The organism is Reichenbachiella ulvae (assembly GCF_025833875.1).
GTDB lineage: Bacteria > Bacteroidota > Bacteroidia > Cytophagales > Cyclobacteriaceae > Reichenbachiella > Reichenbachiella ulvae.
Genome location: NZ_JAOYOD010000001.1, coordinates 412243 through 432833 on the forward strand (window position 1 = coordinate 412243; position 20591 = coordinate 432833).

Consider the following 20591-nt stretch of genomic DNA (forward strand, 5'->3'; position numbering starts at 1 on the left):
AAGATCATGAAAAAAACAATCAATAAATATCTCATCATATTGTTGGGTATAGTGATCACTACTTCGTGTGATGTACTCGATCAGGAACCTAAGGATTTGATAGCAAGTAGCGATGCGATCGTTGATGCCAGATCAGCAGAGTCTGCACTGAATGGACTCTACCATACCGTTCAGAGTGGCGATTTGTATGGAGGCAGGTTCATTATGTCCTCTGAGATGCTGGCATTGAACGCCGAAGCTGCGGCCTTTCAAGCGTATTGGCAGGAGCTGAGTACGGGAAATGTCCCCACCTCAAATGCTCAATTGGAATTCTATTGGATAGCAGCATACAATGCGATCAATGCAGCCAATAATATCATCGCTTCTGTCCCTGAAGTAACCGAGTTAAGTGATGCAGATCAAGACAGAATGTTGGGAACGGCTTATTTCTTTAGAGGGTTGATGTTCTTTGACTTGTTGAGACAACATGGGGAGTTTTTCGATTTAGGATCGATCTATGGAATCCCTCTTCCATTAGAGCCATCTAACGTGCCTAAGGAAACAGCAAGATCTACTGTGCAACAATCCTTTGAACAAATCAATCTCGATTTGGAAATGGCCATTGACTTTTTGGAAGATAGTGGGGATAAATACTATGTTTCAAAGGGAAGTGCACAGGCCTTAATGGCTCGAGCTGCGCTTTATCAGAAGGACTATGCTACTGCCATATCCATGGCAAATCTGGTTATCAATAACAGTCAATATGAATTAGAAGAGGATTACAACGCCATATTTAATGTAGAGGACCCATCATCTGAGTCTATCCTTGAGTTAAATTTTATTAATCTCACAGACCCCAATGTATGGGGGGTAGAGATGTATGTTACCCCACCAGAAGTGGCTGTTCGTGCAGATCTAATGAATTTTTTCAATTCCAGAGGAGAAAGCGAGAGGGGGGGACTATTTGAAGCCAATGGTAACTTATATAAGTGTACTAAATATGGTTCAGCAGCCACTGATGACATGGCCAATACTATCTTGATAAGATTGTCTGAAATGTATATGATACGTGCGGAAGCATCCGCCATGGTGGCCGGAGGTAGTCTGGAGGATGCAAGAACAGATATCAATAGACTCAGAAGTAGAGCAGGTCTGGCAGATATTTCTTCCATTGCTTCGGAGGATGCCTTGATTACTATTCTACTCAATGAAAGGAGAGCTGAATTTGCTTTCGAAGGTCAATATTGGTTTGATCTGGTCAGGTTGGGCAGAATGGAGCAAGTGACAGGACGTCCTAGCTATCGTAGAGTGATGCCCATTCCGCTAAGAGAAATGATCCTGACGGATGACGTTCTGATTCAGAATCCTGAGTATTAATTCAAAAGAAGAACAAAATGAAATTCATATATAATATATCAAAATATCTTCCGTTCATGCTCGTCCTTTTGATGACAGCTTGTTTGGAAGAGGAGGAGACGGCTCTGATTCCACAAGCAGACTTCAGTATAGAGGATGGGGCTGTGTTGAAGCAGGGTGAGACTATCAATTTTGTGAATCACTCCGAAGAGTCTTATTCTTATTTATGGTCATTTGGGGATGGTCAAACTTATGTAGGAGTCAATGCTTCGCATGTCTATAATCTGCCTGGAGACTATACGGTGACCTTGAAAGCAGAGGCAGAAGGATCTCGCTCGATTAGCAGTATGGATATAAAGATTGAAGGCCTGGTTCCAACTGCTTCTTTCAGTGTAGAAGATGGCGATAATCTTAAGGTTTCTATTCCTGTGAGTTTTGTGAACGAGACTATGGATGCGGTCAGCTATAGCTGGTCCTTTGGTGATGCTGCAAACTCTACGAGCACAGAAGAGTCTCCAACATTTACCTATGATCAGCCGGGTGATTACACTGTGACTTTGACTGCTACTGGTACTGGAGGAAATGCCGTGTCAGAACAAGTCATCACAGTCAATCCAAACAATTATGAGCTGTATTTTATCGATAATGATGCGGGCAAAATGAGAAAAATCGACTTAAACAATCCTACTGTGGCGGTAGATGTGTTTGATCTACCGGGTTTCTGCATGGGGATGGCATATGATGCGACCAACGAGGAGTTCTACTACAGCGATGACGATACGAAGGCGGTTTATAAAAATACCTTGACCGGTAGTGCTCAAATGACAGTAGCTTCAGGATTGGCAGACCCACGAGACATTGCCTTGGACATAGCGGATAGTTATATGTATGTGGCGGAGCGAGCAGGTGATAAAATTACCAGAGTGGACTTGATTGATAATTCGACGCTCACCTACTACAGCTCGACTGATGATGCCAACTTCTTATTGCCTGTTGGTTTGGATATCTATGATGGCAACTTATATGCCACTGCGGTGGAGATAGATTCAGAGACAGTTTGGAAAGGAAGTATGTCTGAGATTTCTCTGACCAGAATCATCGATTACGGTGCAGGCGGATATGGCTATGGACTAGAAGTGGACAAAGTAAACCAGAAGGTTTATTTCGATGATACGGATGGAGGCAAGTTGTTACGTGCAGACCTGGATGGTAGCAATATCGAGGAGGTTGGTAGCAGTGTAGATCGCGTTTATGGTATTGCCATCAACAATGAAACGGGCAAGGTGTACTGGGTAGACCGCAATGGGTTGTTCAAAGTCGCTAATCTGGATGGAACAGAAGAGGGGCTCCTAGTTGATTTAGCGGTAGATGTACGTGGATTAATAATTCGTAAAGTAGACTAATCATGAGGATAAATAAATATATAGGTAAAGCAGCAGGTATATGCCTGTTGGCATGGGCGGCTTTGAGCTGTGAGGAAGAGTTTCCAGTTCCGGAAAGCAGCGAAGTAGCAGCTGATTTTAGCATCACATTTTCAGATGGTGATTTTGCACCCAGTGTGGTGGTTTTTGAATCTACTTCTTTGCTCAAAGAAGGTATTACAGAGGTGAGCTATGTATGGAATTTCGGTGATGGAACCAGCGGTTCAGGATCCTCAGTCACTCATAGCTATGATATGCCAGGAGATTATAGGGTATCCATGGTGGCAAGCACTGGAGCGGATTTGGACGCCATTGAGAAGGTGTTAACCGTGAGAGATCCGAATGCCCTGCAAGTGGATATCTTGTTTATGGATGCGGGAACCATGGCTATCGAAAACCTGAATGGAACCTCATTTGAGGTGGATGGATTTGGTACAGGACTAGCATATGATGAGACATCGGAGACCTTGTATTATACCGACGCAGATAATGGAACGCTGATTTCTTCTGCGGTGGATGGGTCAGCCATGACAGTTGTAGCTACTGGATTGGATGATCCAAGAGATCTGGCTCTAGATATCGAAGCAGGTATGGCATATGTTGCAGATAGAGGGTTGCAGGCTATTTTGGAGGTTAATCTGAGCGATGGTACTGTTTCCACCTTATACGATGTAGCTTCTGATGGTCTAGGCGAGTTGCCAGTCGGTATCGATTTTTATGATGGTAATATCTATGTGACTTGTGTAGAGATCGATGCAGAGGCGGTTTGGAAAGGCAATGTGGATGGCTCTGGGATCACTAGAATACTTGACTACTCTGGAGCTGGATACGGCTATGGCATTGCTGTAGATTCTGTTAACAAAAAGATCTATTTTGACAATACAGACAATTCTGAAATTCTGATGGCCAATTTGGATGGAACTGGTGTACAACAGGTAATAGCCACGAGCAATCGGGTATATGGACTAGCAGTAGACAATACCAATCAAAAATTGTACTGGACAGAAAGAAATACGGGGAATGTGTACATGTCTGATTTGGATGGTTCTAACCGTGTTACCATAGGTTCAGGTTATACTGATCCTAGAGGTTTGGTTTTTATTCCATAAGGATTATTTGGAAGTTGTAAATGATCGAACCGGTGAGAGCCGGTTCGATACTTTAATCATGAAAAAAACGATAATAATTGTACTGTGCATTTTAGGCTTTATTACTTGCAATGAAACTAAGAATCAATCTGCTGGAGTAGGAAGGGAACAGGCCAAAGGAAAGCTGTTTGTGATAGGTGGAGGCAAAAGGCCTGAAGCCATGATCAAACGCCTGGTACAGGAGTCATCTGTTTCAGATGGGGGGTATTTGATCATATTGCCCATGTCTAGTGCAGAGCCAGATTCTTCTGTCTACTATGCCAGAAAGCAGTTTGATGCATTGGGGTTGCAAGACAAGGTGTTCGGTATGAACATCCATGGGGATTCCGTTTCTGAAGCACAGATCGACAGTTTGAAAAAGGCAGCCCTGATCTATATCTCTGGTGGGGATCAAAACCGATTTATGTCTGCCATAGAGGGATCACAAATACAATCGGCCATACAGGAAGCCTACCATTCAGGGGCAACCATAGCCGGTACTAGTGCGGGAGCAGCTATGATGAGCGAAGTGATGATTACCGGTGATGAGCGTAGGTATCCTGAATATAGTAGTACGTTTCAAAATATAGAATCTGACAATATAGTGACGGATCAAGGGTTGGGGCTGATCAAAAGTGCGATCATAGATCAACATTTTGTCAAGCGAAGCAGATACAACAGACTATTGAGTGCGGCGATTGAATATCCGGCCCTTTTGGGCATTGGGATAGATGAATCGACAGCTGTTTTGGTCAGCGGAGATAGCGCAGAAGTAGTCGGTGAGTCGCAGGTAGTTCTATTTAGAAATCAGGGAGAAAAACCCTCTGAGAATGGATCTAAAATAGGAATACGCGATCTTAGGGTAGATATACTGCTGCCGGGGGAGAAGTTTTCTCTTAAGCGCTAGATTAGAAGTTAGACTTGAAAACATATTAAGATGAAGATAAAACTACCCGATACCATTGTTTTGTTGCTAATCATACTTGTCTTTTCCTGTGTGCTTACTTGGATCGTGCCATCTGGTGAATTTGACCGAATCGAACGAGATGGGAGAGAATTGGTCGTGTCTGGTTCTTATCATGTTGTTTCGCCTAATCCGGTTGGTTTCTTTCAATTGATCATGGCACCTATTAGAGGGTTTTCGGGATCAGCCGAAATCATAGCCTTCATATTTTTCGTAGCAGGTGCCTTTGGAATAATCAATCGTAGTGGTGCCATATCTGCGGGTCTTCGTCGACTGGTTGATGGCTATAATACCAATAGAAAAAAGAGGTGGATCATCCCGGTGTTGACGTTATTCTTTTCTATGGCTGGCGCTACTTTTGGAATGAGTGAAGAAGTTCTGGTTTTTATCTTGTTGACTTTGCCATTGTCATTTTCATTAGGATATGATTCCTTCATGGGAGTAGCCATCCCTTTTTTAGGGGCTGGTGCCGGATTTGCAGGGGCTTTTATCAATCCGTTTACAGTAGGGATTGCCCAGGGAATCGCAGAGCTGGCTCCCTTTAGTGGATGGGAATACCGAGTGATAGTTTGGTTCATATTCACTAGTGTCACGATAGCATTTTTGATGCGATATGCTGCACGATTAGAAAAGGACCCTAAGATTAGCCTCAATTATCAAGAGGATCAGAAATCTAAGCATCGCCACATTGAAACAGATCAAGAAGAATTCAATGGAGCACATCGATGGGTCTTGATTACACTGGCCCTGGGCTTGGCATTTCTTATCGTAGGGGTCAATAGATGGGATTGGTACATTACGGAAATATCTGCTTTGTTTTTGGTTATGGGTATGATTTCTGCTCTGATTGCAAGAGTTGATATGCAAGAAGCCATTGATGCTTTTATGGCTGGAGCGGCAGAGATGATCAAGGTCTGCTTTGTGATAGGTATCGCCCGAGGCATTATCATAGTGGCTTCTGAAGGGACCATAATAGACACCATGTTGTACTATACCTCTACTGCTGTCGAAGGGTATCCGAATACGCTCTCTATTCAACTCATGTTTTATGTACAGACTTTTTTGAATTTCTTTTTGCCCTCCGGTTCGGGACAGGCCGCTTTGACCATGCCGATAATGGCGCCTCTCAGTGATATTATAGGAGTGTCAAGGCAAACAGCAGTTTTAGCATTTCAGCTCGGAGATGGACTTTCTAATATGGTGATCCCTACGAGTGGAGTCACGATGGGGGTGCTTACACTTTCGAATATCTCGTACAAGAAATGGCTTCAATGGATATGGCCTCTTATGCTGATCTACTTCGTTTTGGCCATGATTTTACTCATTCCTCCCACTTTGGTTTTTAATTGGTGAGAGGAAATAATATACAATACTTAATAAAAGGAAGGCTCTGTTCATACAGAGACCAAATAAGAAATAAATATGAAAAATAAATATTCATTGGCTATTCATGGGGGAGCAGGCACTATACTAAAGTCTAGCATGTCTGCTGAAAAGGAAGCCGCATATAAAGGAGTATTAGAGTCCTCGTTGTTGGCAGGAGAGGAAATATTGAAAAATGGTGGGAGTAGTTTGGATGCTGTGGAGGCATCTGTCATTGTGCTTGAAGATAGTGACTTATTCAATGCTGGCAAGGGGTCTGTTTTCACTGCAGACGAAACACACGAATTAGAAGCTTCCATCATGTGTGGTAGAACCCTTCAGGCAGGAGCGATAGGTGCTGCCACAAGTATCAAAAATCCTGTGATGGCCTCTAGAAAAATTTTAGACTCTTCAGATTATGTGTATTTGTCTGGTCAGGGAGCTGATCAATTTGCCAAAGAACAAGGATGTGAAATGGTTCCCAATAGCTACTTCTATTCTGACTTTAGGTATGAACAGCTACAGGCAGCCAGAGGGAGTTCGAGGATGAAACTTGATCATAGTACGGATAAAAAATTTGGAACTGTGGGTGCAGTAGCATTGGATCAACATGGGAATTTGGCTGCTGCAACTTCTACCGGTGGTTTGGTTAATAAGAAATATGGAAGACTTGGAGATAGCTCAGTGATAGGGTCAGGTGTCTATGCTAATGATGCAACTTGCGCTATTTCTTGTACTGGATATGGCGAATTTTTCTTGCGCGGTGTGGTGGCCCATGATATCTCTTGTTTGATGGAATACAAGGGACTGTCATTAGAAGAGGCCGCTCAGTTGGTGATCAATCAAAAGCAAGTTGCATTGGGTGGAGAAGGTGGAATTATTGGAGTAGATCACAACGGTAATTGTAGCCTGGTTTTCAACTCAGAAGGAATGTATAGAGGTTCTATCAATGATATGGATCCAATGCCACAGGTTGGCATCTATGGAGATATGCTGTCTTAATCAGCACGAAAGGCATACTTATAAAGACTAAATGAGGCTATTTAGGTATCACTTACGGGTGATATCCATTATTAACTTTTAAATAATAAGTGATGAAAAAGTATGTATTGATTTTAGTCTTGACTACCTGTATGTTTCGTGTTTATTCCCAGGAGGATCGATTGAGCCAATTGAGTATGGATGAATTACTCAATGTTAATTTGGAAAAAACGGCTCAACCGATCGTTTGGGATCAAAGGGCAAAAAGCCAAGAGGTGATAAATCTGGCAGTAATGCTACCCAGTAGTAAGTTTCCAGGTTTTTCGAAAGAGCTGATGCAGGCAGCCCAACTGGCAATGGATCAGATCAATGCGTCTGGAGGAGTTTTAGGCAAAGATTTGAACCTAGTGTTAGTTGATGATGCTGCGGATCTGGATTTATGTTTGTTACAGGCAGATACCTTGATTCGTCGATATGGAGTGAGATATATAATAGGTCCAACCAATTCTGAAAGGGTCATTGCTTTGTCTAAGGAGTTTGAAGAGGAGGATTGGTATCTGATATCTCCATCAGCTTCGGCGATTGAAATCAGTAACCTCAATGATGATAGGGTATTTAGAACAGCTGCGTCAGATGTGTTACAGGCTTCTTTTGCGACCAAATATGCCATTGAGACATTGAGAAGAAGAAAGGCTAGTTTATTCTATATTGACAATGCTTATGGTCAAGGGCTAGCCCAGGAATTCAAAAGGAAATTTGAAGAACGGGGTGGTCAGGTAATTGCAGAGGAGTATTATAGCCCACTCGTGGATTTGCAGACGTATGATATCACTCAGAAAATAGAAGCATTGATAAGTGATGGGCCGGATTTGATTTACCTCGTTTCCAATCATGTGGATATAGAATTGATGGCTCCCAAAATTCAAATGCCTGATGATGTCATCATTCTAGCAACGGATGCGGCCAAAGGTGAGTATGGCACTGTGGCAGCCAATGTACTCGATGGAATGATTGGAACCTCATCAGCATTTACCACACAATCTTATTTTTTAGATTCATACAAGATCAAGTATGGAACAGTTCCCACATTTTTAGAGAGTGCGGATGTATATGATATTGTGTATTTGTATGCCGGAGCTATATTGACCTCAGCAGTGAGCGATGAGTCGATCCATCAGTCTTTGCAGGATTTTTCTATGAAGGGTGCAAAAATGGACGCATCCCATTGGTCTCAGATTATCGAACTAATTAGCCGTGGTAAGAAGATAGACTTTATCGGTTCTACAGGTTCTCTTGACTTTCTGCCTAATGGGGATATACAAGATAGATCCATAGAGGTTTGGGAGCTAGATGCAGGAGATATTTTAATTAAATAAGGTATTTAGATTATTAATTCCGAATTAAAAAAGGCAGTTCTATGGGTAACATTCTACCAATCTAGAACTGCTTTGCTTTCCACCCAAAACTACGATACTGAGGCGAATTTTGGACTTTCAATTCAACTCCCAATAAGCCCCATTTATTCCTGCTAGAACACAAAAAATGTTTTACCCTTTGTTGATCTATTTCTAGTAAATAGCTGTAAAACAAGTGGGTAAAATTCCCTGGCGAGGATCAAACAATATAAGGGGTTGATTTGTTCAGACTTATGCTTTGGTAATCATTTCATTAATCTCATCTAAGATTTTATTTTGGATCATCTGACTATAGTTTTTTTCAGTAATCTCTACACTGGAGTGGCCAAGTCCTGAGGAGATTTTTCGAATGCCTATCCCCATCTCTAATCCAAGGATCGTCCAGGTGTCGCGAGCCGTATAGGTTGTGATTTTTTCCAACCATAAAGAATTCAGAAAATGGGAATTGATACTAATTACTATTCGGATCCAATTACCATATCCAGTGCTTCATCAGCTTCCTTATGAATAAAGTTAGCTTGATAGTTAATTGTGGTTTTTAAATCCGAATGACGATATAGTTTTTGGAGCATTAAGGGGTGAATCCTGTCTCCAGCTATGTTGCCGAATGTATGTCTTGCTATATGATTAGAAAGGTCCTTTTCTATTGAACAAAGAGAAGCAATTTTTTTCAGGTAGTCATTGATCAGTGATGTAGCATTACGTGATTTCACAAATAGATCTTCTGAGCTGCTTTTGTCGGCTTTGTTCATATACGGAAAAACAAAGTCTTTTTTTCTAGTTTTAGGGGACTGGTAATTTTGAAGGATATCTTGGGCCTTTTTTGGTGTTTTTAACGATACCGTTTTTTTGTTTTTACCCATGGTATAAAACAATCGGCCGTCTTTGAAATCACCCCATGTTAGGTTTAACACATCAGTAATTCTTATTCCTGCAAAATAGTAAGCCACTAGCCAGACATTTTTAGCATGCCAAATTTGTGTGTTAGCTTCTAGGGTTAGGTTTTCGATTCGTTCCACCTCTTCTACAGTCAAGCCAATCTTATGACCAGACCCAATTCTTATTTTTTCTTTTTCTCCAGCAAAGGGGTAGTGTTTTGCAGCTACTAATCCTTCAGCAATTGCTTCATTGAAAAGGGTTCTTATAAAAATGAGTTGGTTGGTGATTGTTCTTGGTTTCATATCCAAATATGACACACAGAAAACCTTATATTGATTGATAAATGTTGTGTTGATGTCCTCAAAGAATAGGCTTTTGTTATTTGCTAAAAGCTTAATCTTAGCAATAAATGAATATCCAGGCTTTCTACTTTCGCTTATTCTTTGTTTTCTTCTTTGCTTAATTTCTTCTTTTGCTTTGTCAAGAGGGGTAGAGGATTTAAGGTTTACAAATTCTTCGATATTGCACAGTATGGACCTTTCTGCCCGGGCGACAGAAAAAACATTACTAAGATGTTTTCCTTTTACTCTTTCTGCACCGAATTGAAAGAATGATACTTTTCGTCCTTTTTTTGAGATTTTCTTTTTTATCCCTTTACTAGATGTGCTACTGTCGTCAGACTCCATCTCAAGTGCGATATCATTAGCCTCCTTAAGTTTTGATAATAAGAAATTGTTTAGCCGAGAGGAATTAGGATGTGATTTCTTAACTCTTCGTTCTGATGCATCCCAGTGTTTGAGTTCAATGGATTGGTCGGTATGTACATACTTAGGTTTTCTATCCTTTATGATTCTAATGGCCAAAGGATATGTGCCATCTTTTTTCTTCTTTTCTTTTCGTAATACGATTTTTACTGAGGCCATTTTGGAAATAGTTATTTTACATAGTGAAGTTAATGATAATAGATGTGAATTAGGTTAAACAATGGTTAAACATTTGGCCGTTTAACCTGTTTTTATATGGTTTGATATGACTATTATTTGTTTAAAAATGCCGTATAGAGCTGTTTTGATACGTGTTGATGTATTAATCGTCGGGCTCATAACCCGAAGGTCGCAGGTTCGAGTCCTGCTCCCGCTACTAGATAAAAGGTCAGCAAAAGCTGGCCTTTTTTGTTTTAAGGTATTCTATTTTTTATCTATAATACTTCCTCTTTCTTCTCCATCTGTCGATAGGCTTTGGCGCTCATGTTCCAGTATTTTTTGAAGAATTTGTTGAGGTGGCTCTCGTCGGTGAAGCCAAAATCATGGGCGATTTCCTTGATGGTGAAATGGCTGTGGATTAGTCGGTTTTGCATCAGTCCCATGCGATAATTATCGATGTATTTGCGTAGGGTGATGTGCATGTTGCGTTTAAAGTAGTTGCTTACATAGTTTTTGCTGATGCCGAATTTTTCAGCCAGTAAGTCTATCTGGAGTAGTTTGGGATGGGTGATATTGTTGTGAATGTAAGAAAGTACCTTTTCCATTTTCGAACTCTCGATATGGAGAGCATGTACTTCTTTTTTGGAGGAGTAGTTTTGCTTAATGATCTCCAACATAGATAGGATCTGAAAGTAGACGATCTGATCATTACCTTCACTGCTGAGGATGGTTCTAAATATGCTTTCGATGGCTTTTTTGTTGCTGTTTTTGAATTGCAACCGCACATTGTGATATTCCTCATTTTCTAGTCCATATTTCAGCTTCTTACTTAGTACTTCGGGGATGCCCATGCAGTCCTTGATGAAAGATTCTGTAAAACTGACCCCTACGAAATGGGTGCTTTCGAAAACCTCAAAATGATGGTGGTCTTTGGGGTTGAGCAGGAAAACAGAGCCTGTACTGTAAGAAATCTCTATGTCGTTGAGTACATGGATTCCCTTCCCTTTCTTGATGTAGATGATTTGGTAGTAATTGTGCGAATGCTCTGGCTCTATCCATCGGTCGTAGTGCCGATCCAGTAGGGTCAAAGGGTAGTATTGCTTGTGCTTATCCATGCTTTTTTATTACTAGTTTTTGAAAATTATGTACTAGTAAAATATTGGTAAATGTACTCACTTTTGTGTTCGATCGAGATCTCGCCCAATAGATTTTTTTACACAAATGTCTCCAATATGAATCCACAAAATAAGCCAACAAAAGGCCTGAAAATCAATAGAATATTTACCAAAGAAAGTAAAGATCCATACGACCAGTTCGAGTTCGAATTGCGCTCATCTACGATTAGAGATCCTTCGGGAGAGGTCGTTTCACAAATGGACAATGTAGAAGTGCCCAAAGGTTGGTCGCAGATCGCCACGGACATCATGGCACAAAAGTACCTTCGAAAAGCGGGAGTCCCGCAAAAGGACGGAACAACCGGAACTGAAACTTCGGCGAAGCAGGTCGTTCATCGCCTGGCCAACTGTTGGAAAGTGTGGGGGCAGAAATACGGGTACTTCCGCACCAAAAAAGACGCCAATGCATTTTATGACGAATTGGTCTTCATGTTATTGGCTCAGTATGCTGCACCTAACTCGCCTCAGTGGTTCAATACCGGACTGCATGAGTCATATGGACTCAAAGGAAAAGCTCAGGGCCACTACTATGTAGACCCAGATACTGAGGAACTGAAGCAGTCAGAATCCGCCTATGAAAGACCTCAACCCCATGCCTGTTTTATCCTGGATGTAGAAGATGATTTGGTCAATCCCAATGGCATCATGGATCTGTGGGTGCAGGAGGCCCGGATTTTCAAGTATGGTTCGGGTGTAGGTACTAATTTTTCCAATATCCGGGGCAAAGATGAACCTCTGGAAGGCGGAGGGACCTCGTCTGGCCTGATGTCTTTCTTAAAGATCGGAGACAGAGCAGCAGGCGCTATCAAATCAGGAGGAACCACCCGCCGAGCAGCTAAAATGGTAAGTTTGGATTTGGATCATCCCGAAATAGAAGAGTTTATCAATTGGAAGAAGGAAGAGGAGAAGAAAGTCGCAGCGCTGATTGCAGCGGGTTATTCTTCGGACTACAACGGAGAGGCTTACCAAACTGTGTCAGGCCAGAATTCCAATAACTCTGTGCGCATACCCAATGCTTTTTTTGATCGATTAAAAAACAAAGAAGACTGGGAGCTGAAAGCGCGTACAGATGGTAGCGTGATGAAAACAGTATCTGCTGAAAACCTATGGGGGCAAATTGCAGATGCGGCATGGAGCAGCGCGGATCCCGGAGTACAATACGACACCACTATCAACGAATGGCATACTTGCCCGGCTGATGGATCGATACGAGGATCTAATCCGTGTTCAGAGTATATGTTTCTGGACAACACGGCTTGTAATTTGGCTTCCTTTAATCTCTACAAATTTTTCAATGAAGAGAAAAATGAGTTTGATATCGCCTCATTCCAGCATGCGAGTAGGTTATGGACTATAGTGCTGGAGATTTCAGTATTGATGGCTCAGTTTCCGTCCAAAGCAGTAGCACAGCGTTCCTACGATTACAGGACATTGGGACTAGGTTATGCCAATCTGGGCGCACTACTGATGGTGCAGGGGATTGCCTATGACAGCCCTGAGGCACGTGCATTGGCGGCTTCTATCACCTCTATTATGACGGGTACATCTTACAAAACATCTGCTGAGATGGCTTCTGTTTTGGGCGCTTTCCCGAGATATGAGCCGAACAAAGACAGTATGCTCCGTGTGATTCGAAATCACCGATATGCCGCATACAATACGCCTGACAATTTCGAAGGACTATCTGTTATACCTCAGACTTTGGATCAGAATCTTTGTCCTTCTGATTTGCTGCAAGCAGCACAGCAGGTTTGGGATGAGGCCCTGGCTTTGGGAGAGGAGTTTGGATACAGAAATGCGCAGACGACTGTGATCGCACCCACAGGCACGATTGGCCTACTGATGGATTGTGATACGACGGGAGTCGAACCGGATTTTGCTCTGGTGAAATACAAAAAACTCGCTGGAGGAGGATACTTTAAGATCATCAACCATTCGATCCCAAAAGCCCTGCGCAACCTCCAATATAGTGAGGTAGAAATCGATGCGATCGTGAACTATGCCAAGGGACATGCGAGCCTAAAAGGTGCCCCGCACATCGATGCAGACAGCTTGAAAAAACTAGGCTTCCTGGATGCTGAAATAGAAAAGGTGGAAGCTGCACTTCCGACAGCTTTTGATGTGGCTTCTGTTTTTAGCTTTTATACGCTGGGTGAAGATTGCATGACCCGATTGGGGATAGAAGGCTATCACAGCATGGGATTCAACTTGCTGAAAGAACTGGGACTGAAACAGGAACAGATAGATGAGGCCAACGAGTACATCTGTGGTACCATGACCATAGAGGGAGCACCCTACCTGAAGGAGGAGCACTATCCCGTTTTTGATTGTGCCAATCGCTGCGGAGAAAAGGGAGAGAGATACATTGCAGTCGGAGGACATGTTCGTATGATGGCGGCTGTTCAGCCTTTCATCTCTGGAGCGATCTCCAAAACTGTGAATATGCCTCATGAAACCCAACCGGAGGAGATTGCAGATTGCTATTTGCAGTCCTGGGAGCTGGGCCTCAAGGCCTGTGCACTCTACCGTGATGGTAGCAAGCTGTCGCAACCGCTATCGGCCAAAAAAGACAAGGAGCAAGAGAAAGAAGAGGAAATCAAAGACCTGACTACCAATGCTGAAGAGGTTTTGAAGGCAGCCAGGTCGATTTTGGAGGAGTCTGATGACAATACTTTCCGTCAGAAATTGACCCGAATGGTCGAGCGAAGGAAGCTGCCCGATCGCCGAAATGGCTTTACACAAAAAGCCAAGATCGATGGGCATACCGTTTTCTTGAGAACTGGCGAATATCCAGATGGTACGCTGGGCGAGCTATTTATAGATATGTACAAGGAGGGAGCGTCCTTCCGATCCCTTCTCAACTGCTTTGCGATATCCGTATCTCTGGGACTGCAGTATGGCGTGCCACTGCAGGAGTTTGTGGACCGCTTTACTTTCACGCGTTTCGAGCCGGCAGGTCGTGTCGAGCACCCGAACATCAAGTCTGCTACTTCTTTGCTGGACTATATGTTCCGTCTGTTGGGCTATGAATATCTGGGTAGAGAGGATCTGGTACATGTTTCCAATCCTGTAGCTAAGGATCTTGGCAGTCAGGAGGAGGTCTTTACCGCTTCTCCAAAAGCCGAAACTAAACCTTCGTCTGACTCTAATCCCGTGATCGCTAATGCAGAAGCCATCACTTATGCAGGAAAGACTGGGGACGAGGGAATTGGTCAAACACAACAAGCACTAGCCAGCATGATGGGAGATGCACCGATCTGTAACGACTGTGGTCATATCACCGTGCGATCAGGCACCTGCTACAAATGTCTGAACTGCGGCAATAGTTTAGGCTGCAGTTGAGTTTTAGTGAGAATGGGCCGGTTCTGAAAAGGGCTGGCCTTATTCGAACTTTCGCTTAATCCCTATGAGGATACATTTTAATGGCAATGCAAATGATCAAGATATGCATTGCCCAACTATTTAGCTAAAGGGCGTGTCATTATAATATGAAGCAACTTAGGCATTTTATCATTCTACCATTTTTGATACTTCTTTTTGGCTGTTCTGAGGAGGATTCAAATCTTAGCACGAATTACCCAAACGGTTTAGTTAATTCATGGGTAGAGTCATATGAAGAAAGTCCTGGGGTTTATAGACCATCAGGTTTTATGACTTTTCCAAGTTCTAGGTTTAGACAAGTCTATACTTTCAATAAAGATGGGAGTTGCGAATTTTTGGTTTTGTCTTCAGTTGATGCTCATTATATCCAATATGGAAAGTGGCAATATGATGATGAAAATAAAATGATTAGAATTTACGATGCAGATAACCATCTGCTTAGAGATTTGGAAGTCAAGTCAATAAATGCTACTAAGCTAGTCTTAGTAATGTGAGTAGCAATATTTTTGGATTAACAACTTCTGGTTTGCAATGGCTTTTGCATACAACAGGATATTCCTTATTTTAGATTTGTTGTTCACCTCAATCATCTCTCATGACTAAATCAATTCTAAGCTTAAGTTTGGCTCTATTCACCACAGGGCTAGTATTTGCACAGGAACCAATCAGCACAAAACGAGTGACTTCAATCATTGATTCTACCTATCAAGAAGAGCTCGTCCTGATACAGGAGTTTACTGTTAATGCCTCGATTGATGAGGTTTGGGAGGCTTATACCAGTAAGGAAGGTTGGGAGAGCTGGAGTGTTCCACTGGCCGAAATTGACTTTAAAATTGGTGGGACTATCAAAACAAATTATAATCCCGAAGGACAAATAGGTGATAGTACTACTATCGTGACTAATATTATCAATTACGTGCCTTTCAGACTTCTGACCCTTCAGGCAGAGTTAACGGATAATTTTCCTGAGTTTATGAAGCAGGAGGCCAAGAATTTCTATAATGTAATATATTTTGAAGAGCCCGAACCGGGGCAAACGACAGTGAAATCTTATGGGATTGGTTATAGAAATACCCCAAAATACTTGAACCTTCTGAAGTTTTTTATCCCTGCCAATGAACAATCCCTGTTGAAGTTGATTGCCTATCTGGAATAGTAGCTAAGTTCTTGTCTCATTCTTAAACAAGTTTGAATTTGAGGAAGCAGTAATCACAATTCCCAGAATCTACAATAGTTTATGGTTTATTAAATAGAATATCACTACGATTGCAGCTCGATAATAACTAAGAGTAAATCATGAGTAAAATGAGAATTTATCACCGCTATTTGGGTTTTTTCCTGGCGGGGATCATGGCCGTCTATGCTGTGAGCGGAATTGTTTTGATCTTTAGAGATACAGATTATTTCAAAAAGGAAACACAACTCGTCAAGGAGCTGCCTGCAGAGACGAAACCAGAAGAGCTGGGTGAGGCACTAAGGATTAGAAGGTTTAAACTGGACAAGGTGGAAGATGGAGTGGCTTATTTCCAAAACGGTACCTATGATTTGAATACCCACACAGCCTCCTATGTGGTGAAGGAATTGCCATATGTTCTCGATAAAATGACACATTTACACAAGGCGACAAGCAGCCGTCCTTTGTTCTTCTTGAATATCTTCTTTGGGCTATCGCTGTTTTTCTTTGTGATGTCCTCTTTTTGGATGTTTATGCCGGGTTCGGACCTCTTCAAAAAAGGTGTCTATTTTGCACTAGCCGGGCTGGCCTTTGCTGGGCTCATGGTGTTTTTATAGTCCAATTTTTGATTATTAGAATATTCTGACCTCATGGGCTGAAAATTAGGTTATTCCCCTAGTTTTTATTCTTTCAAATTCCACTTTGGAAATAGAGCGTCATATTATCTTTGGGCACCCAAAAAATGATAATATGACGTTTAAACCCAAATTTCATTTCGATGATACCGAAATCGCTTTTGGTGATAAAAGCAATTTCGATCTGAAACGAATGTATTTCCTGTTTGCGACCATGAACAACCCCTTTATTGCCAAGGTGGGCATCTGGTTGACACAGTTTGCACTTCGTATCCATATACCCATTAAATTCATGATCAAGAAGACCATCTTCGCTCAGTTTTGTGGAGGGGAGTCTTTGCGAGATTCTATGTCTACGGTGACCAAATTGGGTGACTCTAACATCCATACCATATTGGATTATTCGGTGGAGGGAGAAAGTAAGGAGAGGGTATTTGATCAAAACTGTGAAGAAATCATCAAGTCACTCAAGATGGCCAAAGAATCTGATAAAATACCTACTGGAGTGATGAAATTGACAGGGTTTGTAGCCTTTGATTTGTTGGTTCAAAAGCAGGAAGGTAAACCTTTCAATACAAAGCAAACCCAGCGCTGGGAGGCTTTCGAGGCACGCGTGGAAAAGATCTGTTCCTTTGCGGTAGAATGTAATAAGTATCTCTTTATCGATGCGGAAGAGACCTGGATTCAGGAACCTATCGACGAGATCGTCAATCATATGATGGAAAAATATAACCGCGATCGCGTCTATATATTCAATACTTATCAAATGTATAGAACGGCTTCTCTTGGCAATCTGAAGGCCATTCATAAAATGGCACAACAGGGTGGTTTCAAAGTGGGAGCTAAGCTGGTGAGAGGTGCTTATATGGAAAAGGAACGCGAACGTGCGGAGGAAAAAGGCTATCCAGATCCGATTCATCCGAGCAAAGAAGCGACGGATAAGGCTTATGACGATGCGCTCATCTACTGCATGGAGAATCTAGGAGAGATCTACGTATGTGCCGGTACGCACAACGAAAACAGTTCCCAACTCCTGGCTAAACTCATGGATGACCATGGGGTGAAAAAAGACGATCCAAGGGTGTTTTTTGCGCAGCTATATGGTATGAGTGACAATATCTCTTATACTCTGGCTCATGCCAATTACAATGTGGCCAAATATGTTCCCTATGGACCGGTCAAGAAGGTGCTGCCCTACCTCATGCGTAGAGCGGAAGAGAATACCTCTATCTCAGGACAAAGTAGTAGAGAGTTTAGACTCGTTAAAAATGAGATGAGAAGAAGAAAGAGATTGAGTTAGCATCTTTTTTCAAATCCGCTTGATATTAGCCTTGACTTTTTGGGGTTACTCTAAATATGCGGGTTTAAACTGTCAGTTTTGATTTGATCTAGGATAGTGAGTTATCGAAACTTTCGCCTCGCCGGCTTGGCTTTACTTTCTTCCTTGATGAAGAAAGTAAACAAAGAAATCAAGGGCTGCATTCATTTCTTCACGTCTTTTCCTGCTTTTAAGTAGAAAAAAACTAAAATGACTGAAGGCCCAGGATAAAATATATAGAATGCTTTAGCTAGTTCAGGCAGTTTGAATCTTTTTAGCAGAAAGAAGAACAATTCTTAGAGATTGACAGGGATTGGTTATCAGCAAAGGCAAAAAATCACTATCTTCCGATTTTTTATGCCCCGAGGGCATTCGTTGATTGAAAACTGGTGGCTGATTCCTTTTGCATGAAGCTTGCTTTATTTCGATCGACTCATTAACCTTGAATTGATAATAGACAACTAATTTGATTGATGGTCAGAGAGAAACGTGAAGCGAGCCTCCTGGAGGCTTTGATACCCATCCTATTTCTAATTGTTTTCCTAAGTTTTAATGTCGCTGTTTTCGGTGATGGTGCCCTTGACGGCTCCAACCAAATCATCCTGATTTTGTCAGGTGGGGTAGCTGCTTTGGTAGCTACGAGATTGGGATACAATTGGGAAGAAATCCAAAAAGGAATTACACGCAGTATCAATTCGGCCATGCCGTCGATCTTGATTTTGTTGATGATTGGATCTTTGGCTGGTAGTTGGCTGATCAGCGGGATCGTTCCTGCTATGATCTACTACGGTCTACAGATTCTGAATCCTACGATATTCTTGTTTGCTTCTACAGTGGTATGTGCAATTGTATCCATGGCAACTGGTAGTTCCTGGACGACTTCTGCTACAGTGGGGATTGCATTGATAGGAATAGGTCAAACCATGGGGATACACGAAGGGCTAGTTGCCGGATCGATACTATCTGGAGCCTATTTTGGAGATAAAATGTCTCCGCTATCTGATACCACCAATCTGGCTCCAGCCATGGCGGGTACGGATCTTTTCACACATATACGATACATGACTTTAACGACGGTACCATCCATTACTATCACCCTAGTGATTTTCTTGGTGGTGGGTTTTGTTTATAATCCTGAGGTGAGTGAATTAGGTACAGCCTCTGTACTTCAAGCAATTGAAGCCAAGTTTTCTGTCAATCCATTGCTGTTTGTCGTACCGGTGGTGGTGATCGTGATGATCGTGAAGAAAGTGCCAGCATTACCTGCTTTGTTAGCCGGTACGCTGTTGGGGATTGTTTTTGCGCTCATTTTTCAGCGTGATGTGATTGCCGAAGTGGCAGCCCATAGTGGATCCAATCTGGAAGTACTTTTTGTAGGATGTATGAAAGCGCTCTATGGCTCTGTCGGTGTTACTACCAACAATGAAATGGTCAATGAACTTTTGAGTTCTGGTGGAATGTACGGGATGCTGAATACGGTTTGGTTGATTGTAAGTGCGATGATTTTTGGAGGTATTATGGAAGGTACTGGGCTATTGAAGAAAATTGCAGCCACCATTATCCAATGGGTCAATTCTGCTGGATCACTGATTGCATCTACAGCTGGAACTTGCGTGTTTTTTAATGTGACTGCATCAGATCAGTATCTGGCCATCGTTGTACCAGGTAGAATGTACGCAGACATGTATAAGGAAAAAGGCCTGGCACCAGAGAACCTGAGTAGAACACTGGAAGATTCGGGCACGGTGACTTCTGTCCTAATCCCATGGAATACCTGTGGTGCTTATCACTCCTCTGTGTTAGGGGTGGGGACATTGGCTTTTGCACCCTATTGTTTTTTCAACATCATTAGCCCTATCATGACGGTCATTTATGGCTACTTTAACATCAAGATTAAAAAACTGACAAAAAAAGAAGATTGAATGGAAGTAAGAAAGATCAGTAAAGAAGAAGTAAATGATTTGCCTTTGATTAAGTATGAAGGCGAGAGTATCATCATCGATGATGCCTCTGATATACCTGCCGCTGCAGAGTATTTGAGTCAATTTTCTTTGCTGGGCTTTGATACCGAGACCAAGCCTGCCTTCAAAAAAGGACAGGTTCATCCGGTGGCCTTACTTCAATTGGCGACCCCTGAGCGCGTGTATTTGATTCGTTTGCTCAAAACGGGTCTGCCGGACGAGATCATTGCATTGTTCGAAAATCCTGAAGTGATCATTGCAGGGATTGGCATTAGAGATGATATCAAGGATCTGAAAAAGATCAAGCCGTTCAAGCCAGCGGGCTTTGTGGATCTGAACGAAAAGGGTAAGAAGCTCGGATTTGAAAGCATAGGGGCGCGCAATTTTGCGGGTATGTTCATGGAGGGTCGAATCTCCAAGAGTCAACAGGTGTCCAATTGGGAAAACGACGAATTGACAGAAGCACAAATCAACTATGCAGCTACTGATGCCTGGATCTGCATAGATGTCTATAAGCAAATGCACCAACTAGAAGACTAA

At 42.2% G+C, this 20591-nt stretch carries 17 protein-coding genes; 14 read left to right on the plus strand and 3 right to left on the minus strand.

The features are described from left to right. Positions 1 to 6 precede the first annotated feature (6 nt). From N7U62_RS01415 to N7U62_RS01445, 7 genes are all read left to right on the plus strand, one after another. Positions 7 to 1356 (plus strand): RagB/SusD family nutrient uptake outer membrane protein, encoded by a 1350-nt coding sequence (locus tag N7U62_RS01415; protein WP_264136089.1) that lies wholly within the window; start codon positions 7 to 9, stop codon positions 1354 to 1356. A 17-nt stretch (positions 1357 to 1373) separates the two neighbouring features. Beyond that, positions 1374 to 2738 carry a PKD domain-containing protein gene (locus tag N7U62_RS01420; protein ID WP_264136090.1) on the plus strand — a complete coding sequence of 455 codons (1365 nt, stop codon included), beginning with the start codon at positions 1374 to 1376 and terminating at the stop codon, positions 2736 to 2738. Between the two features lie 2 nt (positions 2739 to 2740). Beyond that, positions 2741 to 3865 carry a PKD domain-containing protein gene (locus N7U62_RS01425; protein WP_264136091.1) on the plus strand — a complete coding sequence of 375 codons (1125 nt, stop codon included), beginning with the start codon at positions 2741 to 2743 and terminating at the stop codon, positions 3863 to 3865. A gap of 58 nt (positions 3866 to 3923) precedes the next feature. Further along, positions 3924 to 4790 (plus strand): cyanophycinase, encoded by an 867-nt coding sequence (locus N7U62_RS01430; RefSeq protein ID WP_264136092.1) that lies wholly within the window; start codon positions 3924 to 3926, stop codon positions 4788 to 4790. Between the two features lie 30 nt (positions 4791 to 4820). Next, positions 4821 to 6200, plus strand: a complete 1380-nt coding sequence (locus N7U62_RS01435) for a YfcC family protein (protein ID WP_264136093.1) — start codon at positions 4821 to 4823, stop codon at positions 6198 to 6200. Positions 6201 to 6269: 69 nt separating this feature from the next. Further along, entirely contained in the window at positions 6270 to 7211 is a 942-nt protein-coding gene (locus tag N7U62_RS01440) for an isoaspartyl peptidase/L-asparaginase family protein (RefSeq protein ID WP_264136094.1), read from the plus strand. Positions 7212 to 7303: 92 nt separating this feature from the next. Then, positions 7304 to 8566 (plus strand): ABC transporter substrate-binding protein, encoded by a 1263-nt coding sequence (locus N7U62_RS01445; protein WP_264136095.1) that lies wholly within the window; start codon positions 7304 to 7306, stop codon positions 8564 to 8566. 270 nt (positions 8567 to 8836) lie between these two features. Here the strand turns inward: N7U62_RS01445 and N7U62_RS01450 are convergent, their stop codons facing one another. From N7U62_RS01450 to N7U62_RS01460, 3 genes are all read right to left on the minus strand, one after another. After that, positions 8837 to 9025, minus strand: coding sequence for a hypothetical protein (locus N7U62_RS01450; protein WP_264136096.1), 189 nt, complete (start codon positions 9023 to 9025; stop codon positions 8837 to 8839). Between the two features lie 38 nt (positions 9026 to 9063). Beyond that, positions 9064 to 10407, minus strand: coding sequence for a tyrosine-type recombinase/integrase (locus N7U62_RS01455; RefSeq protein WP_264136097.1), 1344 nt, complete (start codon positions 10405 to 10407; stop codon positions 9064 to 9066). A gap of 275 nt (positions 10408 to 10682) precedes the next feature. Beyond that, positions 10683 to 11522 carry an AraC family transcriptional regulator gene (locus N7U62_RS01460; protein ID WP_264136098.1) on the minus strand — a complete coding sequence of 280 codons (840 nt, stop codon included), beginning with the start codon at positions 11520 to 11522 and terminating at the stop codon, positions 10683 to 10685. Between the two features lie 117 nt (positions 11523 to 11639). Here N7U62_RS01460 and N7U62_RS01465 point away from each other — a divergent pair, with 117 nt between their 5' ends. From N7U62_RS01465 to N7U62_RS01495, 7 genes are all read left to right on the plus strand, one after another. Then, positions 11640 to 14924, plus strand: a complete 3285-nt coding sequence (locus N7U62_RS01465; RefSeq protein WP_264136099.1) for a vitamin B12-dependent ribonucleotide reductase — start codon at positions 11640 to 11642, stop codon at positions 14922 to 14924. Positions 14925 to 15070: 146 nt separating this feature from the next. Then, the gene (locus tag N7U62_RS01470) at positions 15071 to 15457 is read left to right on the plus strand and encodes a hypothetical protein (protein ID WP_264136100.1); all 387 of its coding nucleotides are present in this window, start codon (positions 15071 to 15073) and stop codon (positions 15455 to 15457) included. A gap of 101 nt (positions 15458 to 15558) precedes the next feature. Further along, positions 15559 to 16119: an SRPBCC family protein gene (locus tag N7U62_RS01475; RefSeq protein WP_264136101.1), complete on the plus strand. Its 561-nt coding sequence runs from the start codon at positions 15559 to 15561 to the stop codon at positions 16117 to 16119. A 149-nt stretch (positions 16120 to 16268) separates the two neighbouring features. Beyond that, positions 16269 to 16754 (plus strand): hypothetical protein, encoded by a 486-nt coding sequence (locus N7U62_RS01480; protein ID WP_264136102.1) that lies wholly within the window; start codon positions 16269 to 16271, stop codon positions 16752 to 16754. A 133-nt stretch (positions 16755 to 16887) separates the two neighbouring features. Then, positions 16888 to 18072: a proline dehydrogenase family protein gene (locus N7U62_RS01485; RefSeq protein WP_264136103.1), complete on the plus strand. Its 1185-nt coding sequence runs from the start codon at positions 16888 to 16890 to the stop codon at positions 18070 to 18072. Positions 18073 to 18563: 491 nt separating this feature from the next. After that, entirely contained in the window at positions 18564 to 20012 is a 1449-nt protein-coding gene (gene nhaC / locus N7U62_RS01490) for a Na+/H+ antiporter NhaC (RefSeq protein ID WP_264136104.1), read from the plus strand. Further along, a complete protein-coding gene (locus N7U62_RS01495) occupies positions 20013 to 20591 on the plus strand; it encodes a 3'-5' exonuclease (RefSeq protein ID WP_264136105.1) in 579 nt (192 codons plus the stop codon). It begins immediately after the preceding gene.